A 17,902-nucleotide genomic window follows, 5' to 3' on the forward strand; every position below is an offset into this window, starting at 1 on the left:
GGCCCGCGGCGTCCTCCCACCGGAAGAAGTGCCCCCTATGAGCGTGCGCCAGGATCTGCGCAACGTCGCCATTGTCGCCCACGTCGACCACGGCAAGACCACTCTTGTCGACGCCATGCTCTGGGAGGCGGGGGCCTTCGGGGCCCGGGCCACCGAGGAGACCACCGGTGAGCGCGTCATGGACTCCGGCGAGCTGGAGCGCGAGAAGGGCATCACGATCCTCGCCAAGAACACGGCGGTCCACTACTCGGGCCCCTCGGCCGCGGACGCCGGCTGCCCCGAGGGCATCGTCATCAACGTCATCGACACCCCCGGCCACGCCGACTTCGGCGGCGAGGTCGAGCGCGGGCTGTCCATGGTCGACGGTGTCGTCCTCCTCGTCGACGCCTCCGAGGGGCCCCTGCCCCAGACCCGCTTCGTGCTGCGTAAGGCCCTGGCCGCGAACCTGCCGGTCATCCTCGTGGTCAACAAGGTGGACCGCCCCGACTCCCGGCTCGACGAGGTCGTCTCCGAGTCCACTGACCTGCTGCTGTCCCTGGCCAGCGACCTGGCTGACGAGCACCCCGACATCGACCTCGACGCCGTCCTGGACGTGCCCGTCATCTACGCTTCCGCCAAGGCCCGCCGCGCCGACACCGAGGCCCCGGCCGACGGCGAGCTGCCGGCCAACGAGAACCTCGAGCCGCTCTTCCGCACCATCATCGAGCGGATCCCCGGCCCCTCCTACGAGGAGGGCGCCCCCCTGCAGGCCCACGTCACCAACCTGGACGCCTCACCCTTCCTGGGCCGCCTGGCGCTGCTGCGCATCCACAACGGCACCCTGCGCAAGGGGCAGACGGTGGCCTGGGCTCGCCACGACGGCTCCCTGTCCTCCGCCCGCGTCTCCGAGCTCCTCGTCACCGAGGGGCTGGATCGCAAGCCCGCCGAAGAGGCGCACGCCGGCGACATCGTCGCCGTCGCCGGGATCGAGGACATCACCATCGGCGAGTCCCTCGTCGACCCCGAGGACCCGCGCCCGCTTCCGCTCATCACCGTGGACGACCCGGCCATCGCCATGACCATCGGCATCAACACCTCCCCGATGGCCGGGCGCACCAAGGGCGCGAAGGTCACCGCCCGCCAGGTCAAGGACCGCCTGGACCGCGAGCTCATCGGCAACGTATCCCTGCGGGTCCTGCCCACCACCCGGCCCGACGCCTGGGAGGTCCAGGGGCGCGGCGAGCTGGCGCTGGCGATCCTCGTGGAGCAGATGCGCCGTGAGGGATTCGAGCTGACCGTCGGTAAGCCCCAGGTGGTCACCCGCACCATCGACGGCAAGCGCCACGAGCCCATCGAGCGCATGACCATCGACGTCCCCGAGGAGTACCTGGGCGCCGTCACCCAGCTCATGGCCGCCCGCAAGGGCCAGATGGAGACCATGACCAACCACGGCACCGGCTGGATCCGCATGGAGTTCCTCGTGCCTGCCCGCGGCCTCATCGGCTTCCGTACGCAGTTCCTCACCGAGACCCGTGGCACCGGCATCGCCTCCTCCATCGCTGAGGGCTACGCCCCCTGGGCCGGGAAGATCGTCTCGCGCACCACCGGCTCCCTCGTCTCCGACCGCGCCGGGGCCGTGACCGCTTACGCGCTCATTCGCCTGCAGGACCGCGGCAGCTTCTTCGTCGAGCCCACCCAGGAGACCTACGAGGGTCAGGTCGTGGGGGAGAACCCCCGCGGCGAGGACATGGACGTCAACGTGGTCCGTGAGAAGCAGCAGACCAACATGCGCTCCTCGACCGCGGACACCTTCGAGGCCCTTGTGCCGCCGCGCCGTCTCACCCTGGAGGAGGCCCTCGAGTTCGCCGCCGACGACGAGTGCGTCGAGGTCACCCCGGAGGCCGTGCGCATCCGCAAGGTCATCCTCAACTCCCAGGAGCGTTTCCGCGAGAACGCCCGCCGTCGTCGTGCCGAGGCCTGAGAGGAACCGCCGCCCATGAGCCAGTCCGTCAACCGCGGGGAGAAGCCTGCCGCTCCCGAGGCCGCAGCCGACGCCGTCGAGCCCGCCGCGCCTGTCGCAGTTGTTGAGTCCGTCGAGCAGGCCGAGGAGTCCGGGGAGGCTGCGGAGACTCTGGCCGCCGAACGGCCTGAGGACAGGGCTGCCGATGGCGACTCCGCCGAGGGCGAGCACGCCGACGACACGCCGACCCTCAACCTCGATGAGGAGTCCCAGGACGATCCGGACGAGGAGCCCGGCGCCGAGGCCCACGAGCCGCAGGAGGCCGCTGAGGCTGTCGAGGCAGTGAAGCCCGCGGAGGTGGCCGAGCCGGCCGAGTCCATCGAGCAGGCCGAGGAGGTTCCGGCCGTCGAGCGGCCCGAGGATGGGACGGCCGAGGGCGACTCCGCTGAGGGCGGGGACGCCGATGGCACCCCGACTCTCAACCTCGACGGCGAGTCCCAGGACGAGCCGGTGGAGACTGCCGAATCGGTCGAGCCGGCTGAGGAGCCCGGTGCCGAGGCCCAGGAGGGGGAGCCCGCCGGGACAGTTGAGGCCGTGAAGCCCGCTCAGGTGGCCGAGGCGGCCCAGCCTGCTGCGCCTGCCGAGTCCGCTGTGCCTGTTGAGCCGGCTGAGTCCGTCGAGCACTCCGAGGAGTCTGAGGAGGCTCCGGCCGTCGTCGAGCAGCCTGAGGAGAAGGCTCCCGCCACTGAAGCCGCCGAACCGTTGGCGACGCCGGCATCGATGCGCGTCGTCGACGAGGCGGCCACCCCTGCTGAGGCCCTCTCGCCCTATGAGTCGGCCGGCGCCGATGCGTCTGCCGAGACCCGGCGGGGCACCGCATGGAGCCCCGATTCCGGCGACATGCCGCCGTCAATCACACCGAAGAGCCTGTCCGGGGCGTCGCCCTCGGCACCCGAGCAGTCCACACCCGCCGTCGACGCCGACCGAGCCGCTGAACCCGCCAAGGGCGATGCCGATCTGCTGGGGGACAACGCCGCCCCCGCAGCCGTCCCCGGGACCCTGGCCGCGGCCGCGACGACGCACAAGCCCGCCAAGGCCCAGAACGTTGCGAAGAAGACCAACAGCGCAGCAGTCGGGTCGGGCTCCTCGCGCCGTCGGCGCCTCGTCCCCGCTGCCTGCGCCGCCGGGGCTGCGGCCCTGCTGCTGGCCTGGGGCGGCATCGCCTGGTGGACCACCCAGCACATTGCCTCTGGCACCACCGTCTCCGGCGTCGATGTCTCCGGCCTGAGCCCCAAGAAGGCCCACGAGCGCATCGGTAAGGGAGTCGGCGACCAGCTCGCCCAGCCCGTCACCCTCACCGTCGGGCAGGGCAGTTCCGAGCTCGTGCCCGCTAAGTCGGGAATCTCGGTCGACACCGACGCCTCGGTCAAGAAGCTCACTGGATTCACCCTCAACCCCCTCACCCTGGCTCAGCGCCTTGGCGGCCAGCACACTGACGCCGTCATCCGGGTCGATTCCACCGCGCTGCGCGGTGCCCTGGAGGACCGGGTCGACACGATGGCCAATGGTGCGGTCTCGGCGACCGTGACCCTGGATGGCACCAAGCCGGTCACCACGCCCGCGAGCAACGGCATCGGACTCGACGTCGAGGCTTCTCTCAAGCAGATCGGCGGCACCTGGCCTCTGGGGAAGAAGACCCTGGCCATGGCCGAGGGTACCGCGACCCCCGCCATCACCGACGAGGAGGCCTCCGAGTTCGTTGACGGCACCCTCACGCCGCTGCTCTCCAGCGGACTGACCGTGAACACGGCCGGCGCCGGCGCGCAGAGCAAGAACCCTGGCGCGGCCGCGGCCTTCTCCCCGCAGGACACCGCTGAGATGCTGAAGATCTCCTCCGAGGGCGGCACCTTGAGCGCCACCTTCGACCCGACCGCGCTGCGCGACGCCATCGTCGCCAGAGTCGGCCAGGTCGAGACCCCCGCCCAGAACGCGACCTGGAAGATCGACGGCTCCGCCACTGGTGCCCCCGGGGCGCGTCCCCAGTACGTCCCCGCCGCTCAGGGGAAGACCATCGACACCGCCGCCCTGTCCGCGAGCCTGCTCAAGGCCGGCACCTCCGCCTCCGACGTCGCCGGCCGGACCGTGACCCTGCCGATGGTCGTGTCCGAGCCGACGGTGAAGACGCCGCAGAACGAGTGGGGTATCAGCGAGGCGATCGGAGAGTTCGCTACCCCGTACAACGCCGGGGACGCGCCGCGCACCCAGAACCTCACTCGCGGGGCCGAGCTCGTCAACGGCACCGTCGTCAAGCCCGGCGAGGTCTTCTCCCTGGAGAAGACCCTCGGCGAGGTCGACTACGAGCACGGCTTCGCCGACGCCGGAGTCATCTCCAACGGGCAGCACGTCGACTCCCTGGGCGGCGGGCTGAGCCAGGTGGCCACCACCGTCTTCAACGCCGGCTTTGAGGCCGGTATGGACGACACCGAGCACCACGCCCACCAGTACTACTTCGACCGCTACCCGGCCGGGCGCGAGGCCACCTTGTGGACCGGCAAGCTCGACGTGAAGTTCACCAACTCCACGTCCCACGCGGTGTTGGTCCAGGCCTGGCTGGACGGCGAGCAGATCCACGTGCGGATGTGGTCCACGAAGTACTACGACGTGTCGATCACCTCCTCGGACCGGTTCAACTTCCGCCCGGTGTCCACTGAGCGCAAGTCCGGCCCCGGCTGCGAGCCCTACTCGGGCGGCAACCCCGGCTTCGACATCACCGTCACCCGCACCCGCAAGCACGACGGCAAGGCCTTGCCTGACGACGTGCTCACTACCCAGTACGCCGCCGACAACGACATCGTCTGCTCCTGAGACAGGGCGCCCCCCGGCAGCCTGGAGCCCTGCCGGGGTGCAGCGCCGGTGCGGCGTTGATGTCAGCGCCATGGACACTGAGGCCTTTCTCGGCGCTCCTAGGGCGGTGTTACCTGTGACATTCGCGCTGCGGCAGTGACGTAATCACGGTGTGGCAACCCTGAGTTTTCGGCGTGCTGACGGCCACTCTTTCGCCTCTTGGGCCGACGGGCGCCGGGGGACCATACTTGGCCCGACCCCGCTCACCCTCGCGGGCGGATTCCCCTGAGAAGAAAGGACACTGCTGCCATGACGTACGTCATTGCCCAGCCCTGCGTCGACGTCAAGGACCGCGCCTGCGTCGACGAGTGTCCCGTCGACTGCATCTACGAGGGTGAACGCAGCCTCTACATCAACGCCGACGAGTGCGTCGACTGCGGTGCCTGCGAGCCCGTCTGCCCCACCGAGGCGATCTTCTACGAGGACGATGTTCCCGAGGAGTGGGAGGACTACACCCGCGCCAACATCGACTTCTTCGAGCTCAAGGGACTCGGCTCGCCAGGCGGCGCCCAGAGGACCGGCGCGCTGGACTACGACGACCCCATGATCGCCGCCCTGCCCCCGCAGAACGAGGAGTGGAAAGAGGCCAACGGCTACTGAGTCGACGGGCCGGGGGTGGAGACGCCCCCGGCCCGTGAGGAAGAATCAGGGCCCGTGACCACCAGCGCGACACCTGAGACCCTCCCCAGCCTCCACCTGCCCCGCCGACTCGCCCTGCCCGACTTCCCCTGGGACTCGCTGACCCCCTACCGGGAGCGGGCCGCCCAGCACCCGGACGGCGTCGTTGACCTCGCGGTGGGCACGCCCGTCGACCCCACCCCCGAGATCGCCCGCAACGCCCTGTTCTCGGCGGCCAACGCCCCCGGCTACCCGACGGCGGTCGGCGCCCCCGTGGTGCGTGCCGCCATCACCGAGTGGATGGAGCGACGTCGGGGCGTGGCCGGCCTGGGCGATGACGAGGTCATCCCCACCATCGGCTCCAAGGAGTCCGTGGCCCTCCTACCGCTGCACCTGGGGGTGTGTCCCGGCGACCTCGTTCTGCACCCGCGTGCCGCCTATCCCACCTACGACGTCGGCGCCCGCCTCGTGGGGGCCGCCCCCGTCCCGGTGGACCCCGATGCCGACCCCGCCACCTGGGGGATCGCTGAGGACGCGCCCGTGGCCGTCGTCTGGCTCAACAGCCCCGGCAACCCCGACGGGCACGTCCTGAGCGTCGAGCAGATGGCCCGGATCGTCGCCTGGGCCCGGGCGCGGGGCGCCGTCGTCATCTCCGACGAGTGCTACGCCGAGCTCGGCTGGGAGGCGCCGTGGGACGCCCAGCCGATCCCGAGCCTCCTGGACCCCCGGGTCGGGGGAGCCGCGGGCCGAAGCGGCCTGCTCGCCCTGTACTCCCTGTCCAAGCAGTCCAACCTGGCCGGCTACCGGGCGGCCTTCCTCGCCGGTGACGCGCGGCTCGTGGGCGCTGTCACCGAGGTGCGCAAGCACACCGGCATGCTCATGCCGACTCCGGTGCAGGCGGCCCTCGTGGCCGCCCTCGGTGACGAGGCGCACATGGAGGTGCAGAAGGAGGTCTACCGGGAGCGCCGCGAGGTGCTCGTTGAGGCGACCGCCGCCGCCGGGCTCGTCAATGACCCGGCCTCCGTGGCCGGCCTGTACCTGTGGCTCCGGGGGCCCGAGTCGATGAGCGCCTACGAGCTCGTGGGGGCCTTCGCCGAGCTGGGGATCGTCGTGGCCCCCGGCGACTTCTACGGCGAGGCCGGGGCCGGGCGGGTGCGCATGAGCCTGACCGACACCGACGAGCGAGTGGCCGCCGCCGCCGCACGCCTGCGCTCGCCCGAGGCTGCCGCCCTCTTCGCCGGCTGAGACTGGAACAGCCGGCCGAATCAGCCGCTGACCAGCGCCTTGATAAACTTATCAGCCGCCGCCGTGCTTGATAAGTTTATCAAGCATGGGTGGGTATCCGGCTGCTGCCCCGGCGGGCTGATCCGGGCTGATCGGCCGATCCGGTCGTCCGCGGTGGGTCCATGAAACGACGCCGTGACGGCGCACCCCGTACAGTGGGCGCTGGGCCCGCCGGAACCCCGTGGGCCCAGGTCTCGCCGTCGCGATGCGTGCGGCCCCGAGCCCCAGGAGGCATGATGACGAGCACCCCCACCACCGCCGCGGCCGAGCAGCCCGAGCAGAGCCGGCCCAGCGCCGTCGGCGGTCCTGGCCTGCTGGCCGTTGACGGCACCAACCTCGAGCTGCCGCGCACCCCGGCGACCGACGGCGCCGACGGCCTGGGCGTGTCCAAGCTGCTGGGCTCCACCGGCGTGGTGACGCTCGACCCGGGCTTCACCAACACGGCGTCGTGCACCTCGCAGATCACCTACATCGACGGCGCTGCCGGGATTCTGCGCTACCGCGGCTACCCGATCGAGGAGCTGGCCAAGTCCTCGACCTTCCTGGAGGTCGCCTACCTCCTCATCAACGGTGAGCTGCCCGACCGTGAGTCCTTCGCGCGCATGGAGCGGCGCATCTCGCGCCACCGGCTCCTGCATGAGGACTTCCGTGGCTTCTTCACCTCCTTCCCCTCCTCTGGCCACCCGATGGCGATCCTCCAGGCGGGGATCGCGGGCCTGGCCACCTACTACGAGGACACCCTCGACCCGCACGACCCCTACGAGCGCGAGCTCGCCACCGTGCTGCTGCTGGCCAAGATGCCCACGATGATCAGCTACATCGCCCGGCGCGCCATCGGACTGCCGCTGCTCTACCCCGACCCGCAGCGCTCCTACGTCGAGGACTTCATCCGCCTGACCTTCGGCATGCCCTACCAGTCCTACGAGATCGACCCGGCCGTCGTGCGGGCACTGGACATGCTGCTCATCCTGCACGCCGACCACGAGCAGAACTGCTCGACCTCCACCGTGCGCCTCGTGGGATCGGCCGACGCCAACATGTACGCCTCCGTGGCCGCGGGCGTGGGTGCCCTGTCCGGGCCGCTGCACGGCGGCGCGAACGAGGCGGTCCTGCGGATGCTGGACACGATCCAGAGCTCGGGGATGAGCACGGCCGAGTTCGTCCGCAAGGTCAAGGACAAGGAGGACGGCGTGCGGCTCATGGGCTTCGGCCACCGGGTCTACAAGAACTACGACCCGCGCGCCGCCATCGTCAAGGAGACCGCCCACGACGTCCTGACCCGCCTGGGCTCCGACGACGGCGACCGCAAGCTCGAGATCGCCATGGAGCTGGAGGAGACGGCGCTGCGCGACGAGTACTTCGTCTCGCGTAGCCTCTACCCGAACGTCGACTTCTACACCGGCCTCATTTACCAGGCGATGGGCTTCCCCACGAAGATGTTCACGCCCCTGTTCGCCCTGGGGCGCCTGCCGGGCTGGATCGCCCAGTACCGCGAGATGATCGCCGATCCCGCCAAGCGCATTGGACGGCCCCGACAGGTTTACGACGGCTCCACCGAGCGCCACTACGTGGCCATGCACCGGCGCAAGCACGACGACGGCCAGTACCCGGCCACCCGCGCCGGTGTCCCCAGCCTCGACCGCGTCACGAGGGTCTGAGTCACCAGGGTCTGAGGTTCACGGGCCACGCCGGTTGCCCAGGGCTGATTGTCTGTGGCCGGTTGTCTGGGGCCGGGCGGTGCGGTTCGGGAACGTACATTCCCGACGACGACTGCGTTCTCCCCCAAACCACTGAGGTCCGCCCGCAGTGGTTTGGGGGACAAGTACGTCCCCGACGCAAAAGTACGTCGTCGATCATCCGCTCGTGGGATGCCACCAACTGCTCGTAGATCGGACGGCTGTAACCGAGGGTGAACAGGGGACTTCCGGTCGGCACGAAGGTCACCACCGGGCAGTACTCCACCGCATCACGAGGGGCTGCCTGGCCCTCCATCGAATCAGGATGTCTGTTGCAGAGGTGAGGTGGGCCCCTGGTCTGCTGGGCGTCAGTCGATCACGCGACAAAGGCTCGTACGGCTGAGCGGATGATCTCGGAGCGGCTGGTGCCGTCCTTCTCAGCACGTTGGTCGACCGCGGCTACCAGACTGTCGTCCATGCGGACTGGGACGACTCGCGCCGCACCATTCCCGATGGGACGGCGTCCTCGCTTCTTCAGCACTTCGACGTCGTATCCACGTTCCGCTTCGTCAGCCCACTCCTGGATCGTCTCGTCGATGACTGGCACGCCATCAATGGTTTCCATGCGACAAGTGTAATACGAAATACCTGCCTGAACGTCGTCGAGACCGTCGTGGTGAGCTCGGTGGCCTACAGGCCGGCCAGGTTGATCTTGCCCATGTGCAGGAGCTTCTCGCGGGTGGCGGCGTCGGCCATGAGTTCGGCAATGTTGTGGGGGACGACCTGCCAGGAGACGCCCCAGCGGTCGACGCACCAGCCGCAGTGCTCGGCCTCGGGCACGGCCGACAGTCCCGCCCAGTAGCGGTCGATCTCCTCCTGGTCTCGGCAGGAGACGATCATGGAAACCCCGGGTGTGAAGGTGAAGTCGTGGAAGGCCCCCGAGTCCATGGCTGCCATCCAGGTACCGCGCAGCGTGAAGTCGGTGAACATGATGGTCCCCGCCTCCATCGGCCCGCCCTCCCCGTAGCGACGCAGGGCCCCGCGGCGGGCGTCGTCGAACAGTGCGATCCAAGCCTCGGTGGCCTCCTCGGCGTTGGCGTGGTTGGTGCCGCCGAACATGAAGGAGGGCAGGATGAAAGGGCGCGGCTCGCCGGCTGGGTCGGTGAGCATGAGCCGCCAGGTCATGCCGAAGCGGTCGCGGACCCAGGCGTAGCGCGGCGAGAAGGGGTACTCGCCCAGCTCCATGAGCACACCGCCGGTGGACAGACGCTCGTAGAGCTCATCGAGGTAGGCCCGGGCCTGCTCCTCGCCACCGAACAGGAGCGGATCGAAGTTCAGGATGCAGCTGATCGACGGGTTTGGGGCGTCCTGGTCGCCGCCGTTGATAAGCGAGAGACGGAACCCGTGGATGCTGACCGTGGCCGCGTAGCCGGACACCTGCTCGACGACGGAGCCCTCGCGGAAGACGTCGGCGTAGAACTGGGCTGCCTCATCGGCGTTGCCGTTGCACCGAATGGCGGGAGTGATGAGCTGGTCCATGTGGACACCGTAGCGTGACAAGTATTGGGGCCGTTCCGGAGAGGAACGGCCCCAACACTGTGATCGGCAAGCCGGGTCATACCCGGGTATCACCGGCTACGAGGTGACCTTGCGGCGGTAGTGGAGAACTGCTGCGCCGGCGAGCAGCCCGAGGATCGCCAGGGCTGTCAAACTGTTCGCGTTGATCCCTGTGTTGGGGAGGGGGCGCTTTGTAGCAGTAGTTGTCGGAGCGGCCGTGGGCGCCTGGGTGGGTGCTGGTGCGACGGCAGGAGTGGGCGTCGAGCCTCCACTGGGCGCAGGAGTCCGATGAAGGCGTGCCGGGAGACCACTGCATTACGGAGCTCCGAGCCGTACCGGATCCACGTACTGTCACCGATTTGTGTATCCTGATCGGCTAGAATATTATCTTCCATGAACGGAGCGAAGTCGGTACTGGTTTCGCTGGCACATGTCGGCGATTGTTGTCCACTTTCGATGACGGATGGTGGCTACCTCAGTGCATTCTCCATGTTACTGATTTATCTCCTCTCCGAGGCTGCTTGGACGGATCATTATCGCGCTGAAGGTGCTCAGTAAGAATGCGGTGATGCCGATAGCGGTGAAGTTGCCGGTGAGAGTGAGCAGTGGGCCGCCGATAATCCCTGCCACTGTTGTACCGAGGTACATCACCGCGCTGGTGAGGGTGGAGATGGTGCCGCGCGCTGTGCTGTCGAGCTGTTGCAGGTGGAGCATTCGGACGCTGAGCATTGCGCCTCCGCAGGCGAAGAGGGGCAGGAATACCAACCCCACAACGATCGGAGGCGGAGATATGGCGAGCGTCAGATAGGCGATGCCCATCACTACGGCACTCAGGTAGATGGACCGGACCGGGGGCATACGGCCGGTCAGGCGGACGCCGAAAAGGCTGCCGACCGTATTACCGATCCCGCCGGCCAGGATGATGAGCGCCACGGTGACCTTCGACGTGCCCAGGCCGTCCTCCAACCAGGTCGGTGCGTAGGTGAACACGGTGAAGAACGCCAGGGTGTACACGAGGTAGGAAAGGAATCGTGTGATCGCCTGCGGCGCGTGGAGCAAGGTCAGGTATGGCACCTTCTTAGCCGCCGCGGTTGGGTGGATATCGGGGATCTGGCACCAGAGCGTGACTGTTAGCCCCAACGAACAGACCCCGATGATGGGGAAGACAATGCGCCAGTCGATGATTGCGAGGAGGCTCCCGAGAGGAACCCCGACGACCTGAGCGATGGACAGCCCGGCGGTCGTGTATCCCATAACGCGCAGAACGCTTTTCTGATCCGGGCCGACGAGGGTGGGGATCATTGCCCACACTTGCGGTGCAGCGATGGCCGCCGCACCGCCAGTGATGAAACGGAAGATGAACATCATCCAGAATCCTGGGGAGACTGCGCAGGCGGCTGTTGCCAACGCGAAGACCACCATCCCAAGCGTAAGGATGATCCGGCGGTTACCTCGGTCCGAGATTGGTCCGGACACCAGGCCGGTGAGCGCGTATCCGATCGCATAGACGCTGACCAGCCAGCCACTCTGTGTCGTCGACACGTCGTATGCCTTGGCAAGCGATGGCAGTAGTGGTGCGACGACGAAGGTGTCCGAACCGATCAGGAACATGACCGCGAACCCGAGTAGTGAAAGTTTTCGGTCCATAACGTCCTCCAGTCCGTTGAGAGCGCCTCAACGCTAAGCCTTGACAGTGCTGTCAATGTCAAGAGATGCTGGCGCGGTCCAGTAAGTTGATCGAAGAGGGGCGTATGCGCATCACCGAAGCTGCCCGGCATACTGGGACCAGTCCACGGATGCTGCGCTACTACGAGGCTGAGGGGCTGCTGGCGCCCGTGCGTCGTGACAACGGCTATCGCGACTACGGTGCTGGAGAGGTTCTCGCTGCCCGCCAGATCGTCGCGCTGTCCCACGCCGGCTTGCCCCTCTCGCTCATCAGGACGGTGCTGCCATGTGCCACAGAAAGTGGTGCGTTGAGGGCGTGCCCCTCGGTCGCGCCCGAGCTGCGCCGTCGGCTCCGCGACGTTGAAGAACAGATTGACGTGCTCGCGAGCGGCGCTGAGGTCATCAGGAGCCTCCTCAACAACCTTCAAGACGTCGCATCTGCCTAGCCCGCCTTATAGCTGCGTGCTGGTGTCTTACTTGGCGGGCGCGAGCCGAACTTGGCTGCCACGCTGGCGTTTATCTTCTGAGGCCTGAGCCGTCGGGGAGCCCTGCTCGCGTCGTAGAGTCATCGATGTCAGGCTCTGTCCGTGGCAGAACCGATACGGTTAGGCTTGCCTTATGAGCAAGAAGCCCGCTGCCTCTGCCGCCTCGACCGACCTGCCTCTGCCCCATGCCGACCGTCCCATCGCCTCCGCTCCCGGCCACTGGGTCCTGGCCCGCGCCGGCAAACGCGTCCTGCGCCCCGGCGGCGCCGCCCTGTCCGCCGCCATGCTCAACCATGCCGGTCTGACCGGCGCCGACGTCGTCGAGCTCGCCCCGGGCCTGGGGCGCACCGCCGCCGAGATCATCAAGGATCACCCCGCCTCCTATACGGCCATCGACCGCGACCCCGACGCCGCCCGGCGCGTGGCCGCCGTCGTCGGGGACCTCGGCACCGTCCGCCAGGGCGAGGCCGCCGACACCGGCCTGGACGAGGCCAGCGCCGACGTTGTTGTCGGCGAGGCCATGCTTACCATGCAGGGGGACAAGGGGAAGGCCGCCATCGTCGCCGAGGCCGCCCGCGTCCTGCGTCCCGGCGGGCGCTACGCCATCCACGAGCTCGGCGTCACCCCCGACGACATCGACGAGGAGTACTACACCCAGCTGCGCCGCGACCTGGCCCGCTCCATCCACGTCAACGCCCGCCCCATGACGGCGGCCGCCTGGAAGGAGCTCATGGAGGGCGCCGGACTCGTCGTTGACTGGGTCGACACCGCCCCCATGGCCCTGCTCAAGGTCGGCCGCAACATCCGCGACGAGGGACTGGGCGGCTTCCTGCGGATCGCCCGCAACGTCGCCGCCGACAAGGCGCTGCGCCACCGTGTCCAGGAGATGGCAGCCACCTTCAAGCGCTACGAGAAGGACATGGTCGGCATCGCCCTCGTCGCCCACAAGCCCGAGTCCTGAGCCCCGCTTCTCCCCGGTCGTCGACGTCGCGGTCGTACCTTAGGTGTACTGATCGGGAGGGTTGGTTGAGGGGGTGTGATCTGAGTCTTTGAGGTGAGGAGAGCGCCTTGGGCTGGTTGAGTGGAGGTATTGCAGTTCCCCATCAGCCAGACACGAAAGGTGCTCTCCTCATGTCCCACGCTAACGCAGCCCTAACCCCGCGTGCTCGTGTGAAGGTCGCCCGCCTGGTGGTTGAGGAGGGCTGGCCCGTCAGCGAGGTTGCTGCCCGGTTCCAGTGCTCATGGCCCACCGTCAAGCGCTGGGCCGACAGGTACAGGGCCGGCCAGCCCATGACCGACCGCTCCAGCCGCCCACGCTCGTGCCCTCACCGCACACCCAAGGCAGTGGTCAAACGGATCGTCTCGCTGCGCATGCGCCTGCGTGAGGGCCCCGTCCAGCTCGCTGCCCGCACCGGGGTCGCGGCCTCGACCGTCCACCGCATCCTGCGAGCCGCCCACCTCAACCGCCTGTCGTACACCGACCGGGCCACCGGTCAGGTCGTGCGCCGCTACGAGCACCCCTACCCCGGATCTCTGGTCCACGTCGACGTCAAGAAGATCGGCAACATCCCCGACGGTGGTGGATGGCGCTACGTCGGTGCGCGCCAGGGCGCGCGCAACCGCGCCTCCACCCCCGGCAAGGCCCGTAGCCAGGCCAGCCGCAGACCGGTGATGGGCTACGCCTGCGTGCACTCGGTGATTGATGACTACTCCCGCGTGGTCTACAGCGAGATCCACGACGATGAGAAGGCCGATACCGCCGTCGGAGTGCTCCAGCGCGCGGTGTCATGGTTCAGCGCCCGAGGAGTCAAGGTGGAGCGAGTCCTGTCCGACAACGGTTCTGCCTACCGCTCCCAGGCCTGGCAAGCCGCCTGTCAGGACCTGGGCATCAAGGCCAGGCACACCCGCCCCTACCGCCCCCAGACCAACGGCAAGATCGAGCGCTTCCACCGCACCCTGGCCGACGGCTGGGCCTACGCCCGCCACTACACCTGCGAGACCCAACGCCGCCAGGCCCTACCCGCATGGCTGCACCTCTACAATCACCACCGACCCCACACCGCCACCCAAGGCCACCCACCCATCACCCGCCTCACCAACCTCCCCGATCAGTACACTTAGGTCGCGCGTTCGAGGGGTAAAGGGTGTGAACGCGCGACCTAAGGTACGAACTCGCGGATGCGTCCCTACTTGTGCGATGGGCCCTAGTCGTCGTGGGTCGCCCCGCGCAGACCGGCGCGCAGCACCTCCCGGTTGAGCAGTGCGATCGCCTCGATCGGGATCCCCGCCGGGCACGCCGGCAGGCACTCGCCGAACTCAGAGCACGGCCCGAAGAACGCATCGAGCTCCCGCGTCATCGCCCGAGCCCGGCGGCCCCGTTCCATGCGACCGGCCGGCATGAGCGACAGGTGCGCCAGCTTCGCCCCCGCGAAGAGCGCCGCCGCCCCGTTCGGGCAAGCCGCCACACAGGCCCCGCAGCCGATGCAGGCGGCGAAGTCCAGAGCCCGCTCCGCCTGCAGGTGCCCCTGGGCGACGTCGTCGGCGTCCGGTGCGGTCCCCGCGGCCACGTCCACGGTCCCGCCCGCCCGGATGAGCTCGTCGAGTGCCGTGCGGTCCACCACCAGGTCCCGGATGACCGGGAAGGCCGCCGACCTCCACGGCTCCAACCGGAAGCGCGTGACCCCCGGGAAGGCCCGCAGGTGCTGACGGCAGGCCGGCGTCGTGTCCAGCGGCCCGTGCGGCACCCCGTTGACGAGGAAGCCGCAGGCCCCGCACACCCCCTCCCGGCAGTCCGACTCGAAGACCACCGGCTCGCCGCCGTCCTCAATGATCTGGTCGTTGAGGCGGTCGAGCAGCTCCAGCAGACTCATCTGCGGCTCGGCGTCCTCCACCACGTGGCTCTCGAAGAAACCCCGCGCCCGCGGCCCGTCCTGCCGCCAGATCTCCAGCTCGATCCTCATCGGTAGTCCCTCACCTGCATGGGCACCAGCGAGAAGCTCAGTGGCTCCGTGCGGCGCGTGTGCCCGCCGTCGTCCCCGGTCTGCCAAGCCGATACCGAGCACCAGGTCTTGTCATTGCGTTGGGCCTCGCCGCCCTGGGTCGCATACTCCTCGCGGAAGTGGGCGCCGGCGGACTCGCGCCGGTCCAGGGCGTCGAGGACCATGACCTCCGCCAGCTCCAGGAAGTCGGCGACCCGCAGCGCCTTCTCCAGCTCCTGGTTGAGGCGCGCCTGGCCACCGACCACGGTGACGTCGGCCCAGAACTCCTCGCGCAGGGCGCGCACCTCCTCCAGGGCGCGCAGCAGTCCCGCCTCGGAGCGGCTGACCCCGCAGCCGGCGTAGAGGACCTCACCCAGTCGGCGGTGGAACCACACCGGACGGTGGGTCCCGCCCACCGCCATGAGCGCCTCAATGCGCTCGCGGGTGTCGGCCACGGCCTGGAGCGCCTCCGGTGCGTCGGGGCTCAGGGGCTTGCTGCCCACCAGCCCGGCCAGGTAGTTCGGCACGGCCAGTGGCAGCACGAACCATCCGTCCACGCTGGCACTCAGCAGCGAGTTCGCCCCCAGGCGGTTGGCGCCGTGGTAGTTGTTCGAGGCCTCCCCGCCCACGAACAGTCCCGGGATGGTGGACATCTGGTCGAAGTCCACCCACAGCCCTCCCATCGTGAAGTGGGCTCCCGGGGCGATGCGCATGGGCACCTCGTAGGGGTCCTCCCCGGTGGCATCGAGGTACATCTCGAACAGGTTGCCGTAGCGCGAGGCGATGGTCTCCTTGCCCAACCGCTCCAGCGCGTCGCGGAAGTCGAGGTAGACCGAGTTGCGCAGCGGCCCGACGCCGCGGCCGGACTCGATCTGCTCGCGGGCGTTGCGCGAGGCCACGTCGCGCGGGGTGAGGTTGCCGAAGGCCGGGTACTTGCGCTCCAGGTAGTAGTCGCGCTCGTCCTCGGGGATCTCGTTCGGGGCCCGCTCGTCCCCGGGGCACACGGGCACCCAGATGCGCCCGTCGTTGCGCAGCGACTCGCTCATGAGCGTCGTCTTGGACTGCCAGTGGGAGCTCACCGGCAGCGCCGTGGGATGGAACTGCACCATGCAGGCCGAGGCGAAGGCCGCCCCACGCCGGTGGGCGCGCCAGGTGGCAGTGGCGTTAGAGGCCATGGCCAGGGTCGAGTAGTGGTAGACGCTGCCGTAGCCGCCGGTGGCCAGCACGACGGCGTGCGCGGTGTGGGCCTGTACCTCGCCGGAGAGCAGGTCTCGGGTGACGATGCCCTGTGCGCGGGAGTCGGCCACGATGAGATCGAGCATCTCGGTGCGGGTGTGCATGCGGACGCTCCCGGCAGCGACCTGCTCCTGGAGGGCCTGGGCGCAGGCGATCTCCAGCTGCTGGCCGGTCTGTCCGCGCGTGTAGTAGGTGCGTGAGACCTGCACCCCGCCGAAGGAGCGGGTGGCGAGCTGGCCGCCGTACTCGCGGGCGAAGGGCGCCCCGATCGCCTCCATGTGGTCGATGACCCGGCCGGACTCCAGCCCCAGGCGCACGACGTCGGCCTCCCGTCCCCGGTAGTCCCCGCCCTTGACGGTGTCCTTGACGAAGCGCGCCAGGGAGTCGCCGTCGACCTTGCGGGCCCTGGCGGCGTTGATCCCACCCTGCGCGGCCACCGAGTGGGCGCGCCGCGGGGCGTCGTGCAGGCTGAAGCACTCCACCCGGTAACCCAGGCGCCCCAGGGTTGCCGCCGCCCCGGCGCCGGCCAGCCCGGTGCCCACCACGATGACGGTTAGCTTGCGGCGGTTGGCGGGATTGACCAGGCGGTACTCGTCGCGCCGGCGCTCCCAGGCCTGCTCGGGCGGACAGTCCGGCAGGTGCGCATCCAGGTCCTCACCGACGTCGTACAGGCCGCCGACGGCCCCCGGCGTACTCGCGCTCATCCGATCACCCCCGTGCAGATGAGCACCGGCAGCAGGCCGTTGACGACGGCGACGGCCAGGGCCACGCCCAGGGCGAGGGCGCGGCAGGCCTTGCGCAGCCTGGGGCCGGTGCCGCCCAGGTCGATGACCACGTTCCACAGGCCCTGCGCCAGATGGAGGGAGAGTGCCAGCATGACCAGGCTGTAGAAGAGCGCCATGCCGGGGCGCGACAGGCTTGCCACGAGGTTGTGGTAGGCGCTGACCTGCAGCTCGCCGTTCGACGTCGTCGGCGCCTGAAAGCTCTCAGGGGCGATGAGGCGGCCGATGGTCAGGTCGAGGACGTGGATGAGGACGAAGACCCCGATGAGGACGCCGGTCGCCAGCATGGAACGGGCGCCGATGGTGCGGGCGGGCAGGGCTCGGCGCCGGAAGGCCCCGCGAGCGCTCCTCGCCCGGCGCCACAGCGCGATTCCCGCAGCCATGTGCGCCACGACGCAGGCCCCCAGGGCCAGGCGCATCGCCCACAGGAGCCCCTCGTGCGGCAGGAGCGGGTAGGCGACCTGCCGCAGCCAGGCGGCGTAGCCGTTGAAGGCGTGCGGGCCTGCGAGAACCTTGAGGTTGCCGACCATGTGGACCACGACGAACAGGGCCATGATCGTGCCGGTGATCGCCATCGTCGCCTTGAGGACGCGCTGTGAGGCCCACACGGGGGTGCGGCGCCTGCGCCGGGGCGGCAGCGCGTCGCCAACAGGCTGAGCAGCCTCGGGGACATGGGCGGCCGTGGATGTCGCAGCCATCTGTCCTCCCCTCCATTGCGTAGAACAACCCATCACTATGATAACGAACACTGTGGTGCTGGTGTGGGGAATGCACCGTG

Annotated in this window: 14 protein-coding genes and 1 pseudogene; 8 read left to right on the forward strand and 7 right to left on the reverse strand. The window is 69.0% G+C overall.

Annotated elements, in window-relative coordinates; translation table 11 throughout:
* Nucleotides 1-37 precede the first annotated feature (37 nt).
* The 5 genes from typA to FK267_RS05505 all read left to right on the forward strand — a co-directional run bounded on the left by typA (nt 38) and on the right by FK267_RS05505 (nt 8,403).
* Nucleotides 38-1,960: a translational GTPase TypA gene (gene typA / locus FK267_RS05485; RefSeq protein WP_075379182.1), complete on the forward strand. Its 1,923-nt coding sequence runs from the start codon at nt 38-40 to the stop codon at nt 1,958-1,960.
* A gap of 15 nt (nt 1,961-1,975) precedes the next feature.
* Entirely contained in the window at nt 1,976-4,804 is a 2,829-nt protein-coding gene (locus tag FK267_RS05490) for a VanW family protein (protein ID WP_141406569.1), read from the forward strand.
* Nucleotides 4,805-5,092: 288 nt separating this feature from the next.
* Nucleotides 5,093-5,443 carry a ferredoxin gene (fdxA, locus tag FK267_RS05495; protein WP_009394099.1) on the forward strand — a complete coding sequence of 117 codons (351 nt, stop codon included), beginning with the start codon at nt 5,093-5,095 and terminating at the stop codon, nt 5,441-5,443.
* 54 nt (nt 5,444-5,497) lie between these two features.
* A complete protein-coding gene (dapC, locus tag FK267_RS05500; protein WP_170198603.1) occupies nt 5,498-6,706 on the forward strand; it encodes a succinyldiaminopimelate transaminase in 1,209 nt (402 codons plus the stop codon).
* Between the two features lie 275 nt (nt 6,707-6,981).
* Nucleotides 6,982-8,403, forward strand: coding sequence for a citrate synthase (locus FK267_RS05505; protein ID WP_141406571.1), 1,422 nt, complete (start codon nt 6,982-6,984; stop codon nt 8,401-8,403).
* Between the two features lie 394 nt (nt 8,404-8,797).
* On the opposite strand, the gene FK267_RS05510 is transcribed toward FK267_RS05505, so the two are convergent.
* The 4 genes and pseudogenes from FK267_RS05510 to FK267_RS05525 form a co-directional block, all read right to left on the reverse strand.
* Nucleotides 8,798-9,046, reverse strand: a complete 249-nt coding sequence (locus FK267_RS05510) for a ribbon-helix-helix domain-containing protein (RefSeq protein ID WP_075379185.1) — start codon at nt 9,044-9,046, stop codon at nt 8,798-8,800.
* A 65-nt stretch (nt 9,047-9,111) separates the two neighbouring features.
* On the reverse strand, nt 9,112-9,960 hold the full coding sequence (locus FK267_RS05515) for a VOC family protein (protein WP_075379186.1): 849 nt from the start codon (nt 9,958-9,960) through the stop codon (nt 9,112-9,114).
* Between the two features lie 96 nt (nt 9,961-10,056).
* Nucleotides 10,057-10,158 (reverse strand): annotated as a pseudogene (locus FK267_RS13600) (LPXTG cell wall anchor domain-containing protein); the annotation flags it as partial.
* Between the two features lie 312 nt (nt 10,159-10,470).
* Entirely contained in the window at nt 10,471-11,625 is a 1,155-nt protein-coding gene (locus FK267_RS05525; RefSeq protein WP_170198604.1) for an MFS transporter, read from the reverse strand.
* A 104-nt stretch (nt 11,626-11,729) separates the two neighbouring features.
* Between FK267_RS05525 and FK267_RS05530 the strand changes: the two genes are divergently transcribed.
* The 3 genes from FK267_RS05530 to FK267_RS05540 all read left to right on the forward strand — a co-directional run bounded on the left by FK267_RS05530 (nt 11,730) and on the right by FK267_RS05540 (nt 14,249).
* Nucleotides 11,730-12,089, forward strand: a complete 360-nt coding sequence (locus FK267_RS05530; RefSeq protein WP_075378600.1) for a MerR family transcriptional regulator — start codon at nt 11,730-11,732, stop codon at nt 12,087-12,089.
* A gap of 172 nt (nt 12,090-12,261) precedes the next feature.
* On the forward strand, nt 12,262-13,089 hold the full coding sequence (locus FK267_RS05535) for a class I SAM-dependent methyltransferase (RefSeq protein ID WP_141406572.1): 828 nt from the start codon (nt 12,262-12,264) through the stop codon (nt 13,087-13,089).
* 170 nt (nt 13,090-13,259) lie between these two features.
* Entirely contained in the window at nt 13,260-14,249 is a 990-nt protein-coding gene (locus tag FK267_RS05540) for an IS481 family transposase (protein ID WP_141406573.1), read from the forward strand.
* A gap of 83 nt (nt 14,250-14,332) precedes the next feature.
* On the opposite strand, the gene FK267_RS05545 is transcribed toward FK267_RS05540, so the two are convergent.
* Genes FK267_RS05545 through FK267_RS05555 form a run of 3 tightly spaced genes read right to left on the reverse strand, consistent with a single transcriptional unit; the run spans nt 14,333 to nt 17,822 of the window.
* A complete protein-coding gene (locus FK267_RS05545) occupies nt 14,333-15,088 on the reverse strand; it encodes a succinate dehydrogenase/fumarate reductase iron-sulfur subunit (RefSeq protein WP_141406574.1) in 756 nt (251 codons plus the stop codon).
* Nucleotides 15,085-17,046, reverse strand: coding sequence for a fumarate reductase/succinate dehydrogenase flavoprotein subunit (locus FK267_RS05550; protein ID WP_141406575.1), 1,962 nt, complete (start codon nt 17,044-17,046; stop codon nt 15,085-15,087). Before FK267_RS05550 ends, FK267_RS05545 begins: the two co-directional genes overlap by 4 nt.
* Nucleotides 17,043-17,822, reverse strand: a complete 780-nt coding sequence (locus FK267_RS05555) for a succinate dehydrogenase cytochrome b subunit (protein WP_081379345.1) — start codon at nt 17,820-17,822, stop codon at nt 17,043-17,045. The genes FK267_RS05550 and FK267_RS05555 overlap by 4 nt, the downstream gene beginning before the upstream one ends.
* Nucleotides 17,823-17,902: the final 80 nt, after the last annotated feature.

Source organism: Actinomyces oris, assembly GCF_006546825.1.
In the GTDB taxonomy this organism is placed as follows: Bacteria; Actinomycetota; Actinomycetes; order Actinomycetales; family Actinomycetaceae; genus Actinomyces; species Actinomyces oris.

Bases quoted from the DNA above. Each gene is read 5' to 3' on its own strand.
- FK267_RS05555 (WP_081379345.1), bottom strand. From the start codon at position 17,822: ATGGCTGCGACATCCACGGCCGCCCATGTCCCCGAGGCTGCTCAGCCT.
- FK267_RS05525 (WP_170198604.1), bottom strand. From the start codon at position 11,625: ATGGACCGAAAACTTTCACTACTCGGGTTCGCGGTCATGTTCCTGATC.
- typA (WP_075379182.1), top strand. From the start codon at position 38: ATGAGCGTGCGCCAGGATCTGCGCAACGTCGCCATTGTCGCCCACGTC.
- FK267_RS05515 (WP_075379186.1), bottom strand. From the start codon at position 9,960: ATGGACCAGCTCATCACTCCCGCCATTCGGTGCAACGGCAACGCCGAT.
- FK267_RS05545 (WP_141406574.1), bottom strand. From the start codon at position 15,088: ATGAGGATCGAGCTGGAGATCTGGCGGCAGGACGGGCCGCGGGCGCGG.
- fdxA (WP_009394099.1), top strand. From the start codon at position 5,093: ATGACGTACGTCATTGCCCAGCCCTGCGTCGACGTCAAGGACCGCGCC.
- FK267_RS05550 (WP_141406575.1), bottom strand. From the start codon at position 17,046: ATGAGCGCGAGTACGCCGGGGGCCGTCGGCGGCCTGTACGACGTCGGT.
- FK267_RS05540 (WP_141406573.1), top strand. From the start codon at position 13,260: ATGTCCCACGCTAACGCAGCCCTAACCCCGCGTGCTCGTGTGAAGGTC.
- FK267_RS05510 (WP_075379185.1), bottom strand. From the start codon at position 9,046: ATGGAAACCATTGATGGCGTGCCAGTCATCGACGAGACGATCCAGGAG.
- FK267_RS05530 (WP_075378600.1), top strand. From the start codon at position 11,730: ATGCGCATCACCGAAGCTGCCCGGCATACTGGGACCAGTCCACGGATG.
- FK267_RS05535 (WP_141406572.1), top strand. From the start codon at position 12,262: ATGAGCAAGAAGCCCGCTGCCTCTGCCGCCTCGACCGACCTGCCTCTG.
- FK267_RS05490 (WP_141406569.1), top strand. From the start codon at position 1,976: ATGAGCCAGTCCGTCAACCGCGGGGAGAAGCCTGCCGCTCCCGAGGCC.
- FK267_RS05505 (WP_141406571.1), top strand. From the start codon at position 6,982: ATGACGAGCACCCCCACCACCGCCGCGGCCGAGCAGCCCGAGCAGAGC.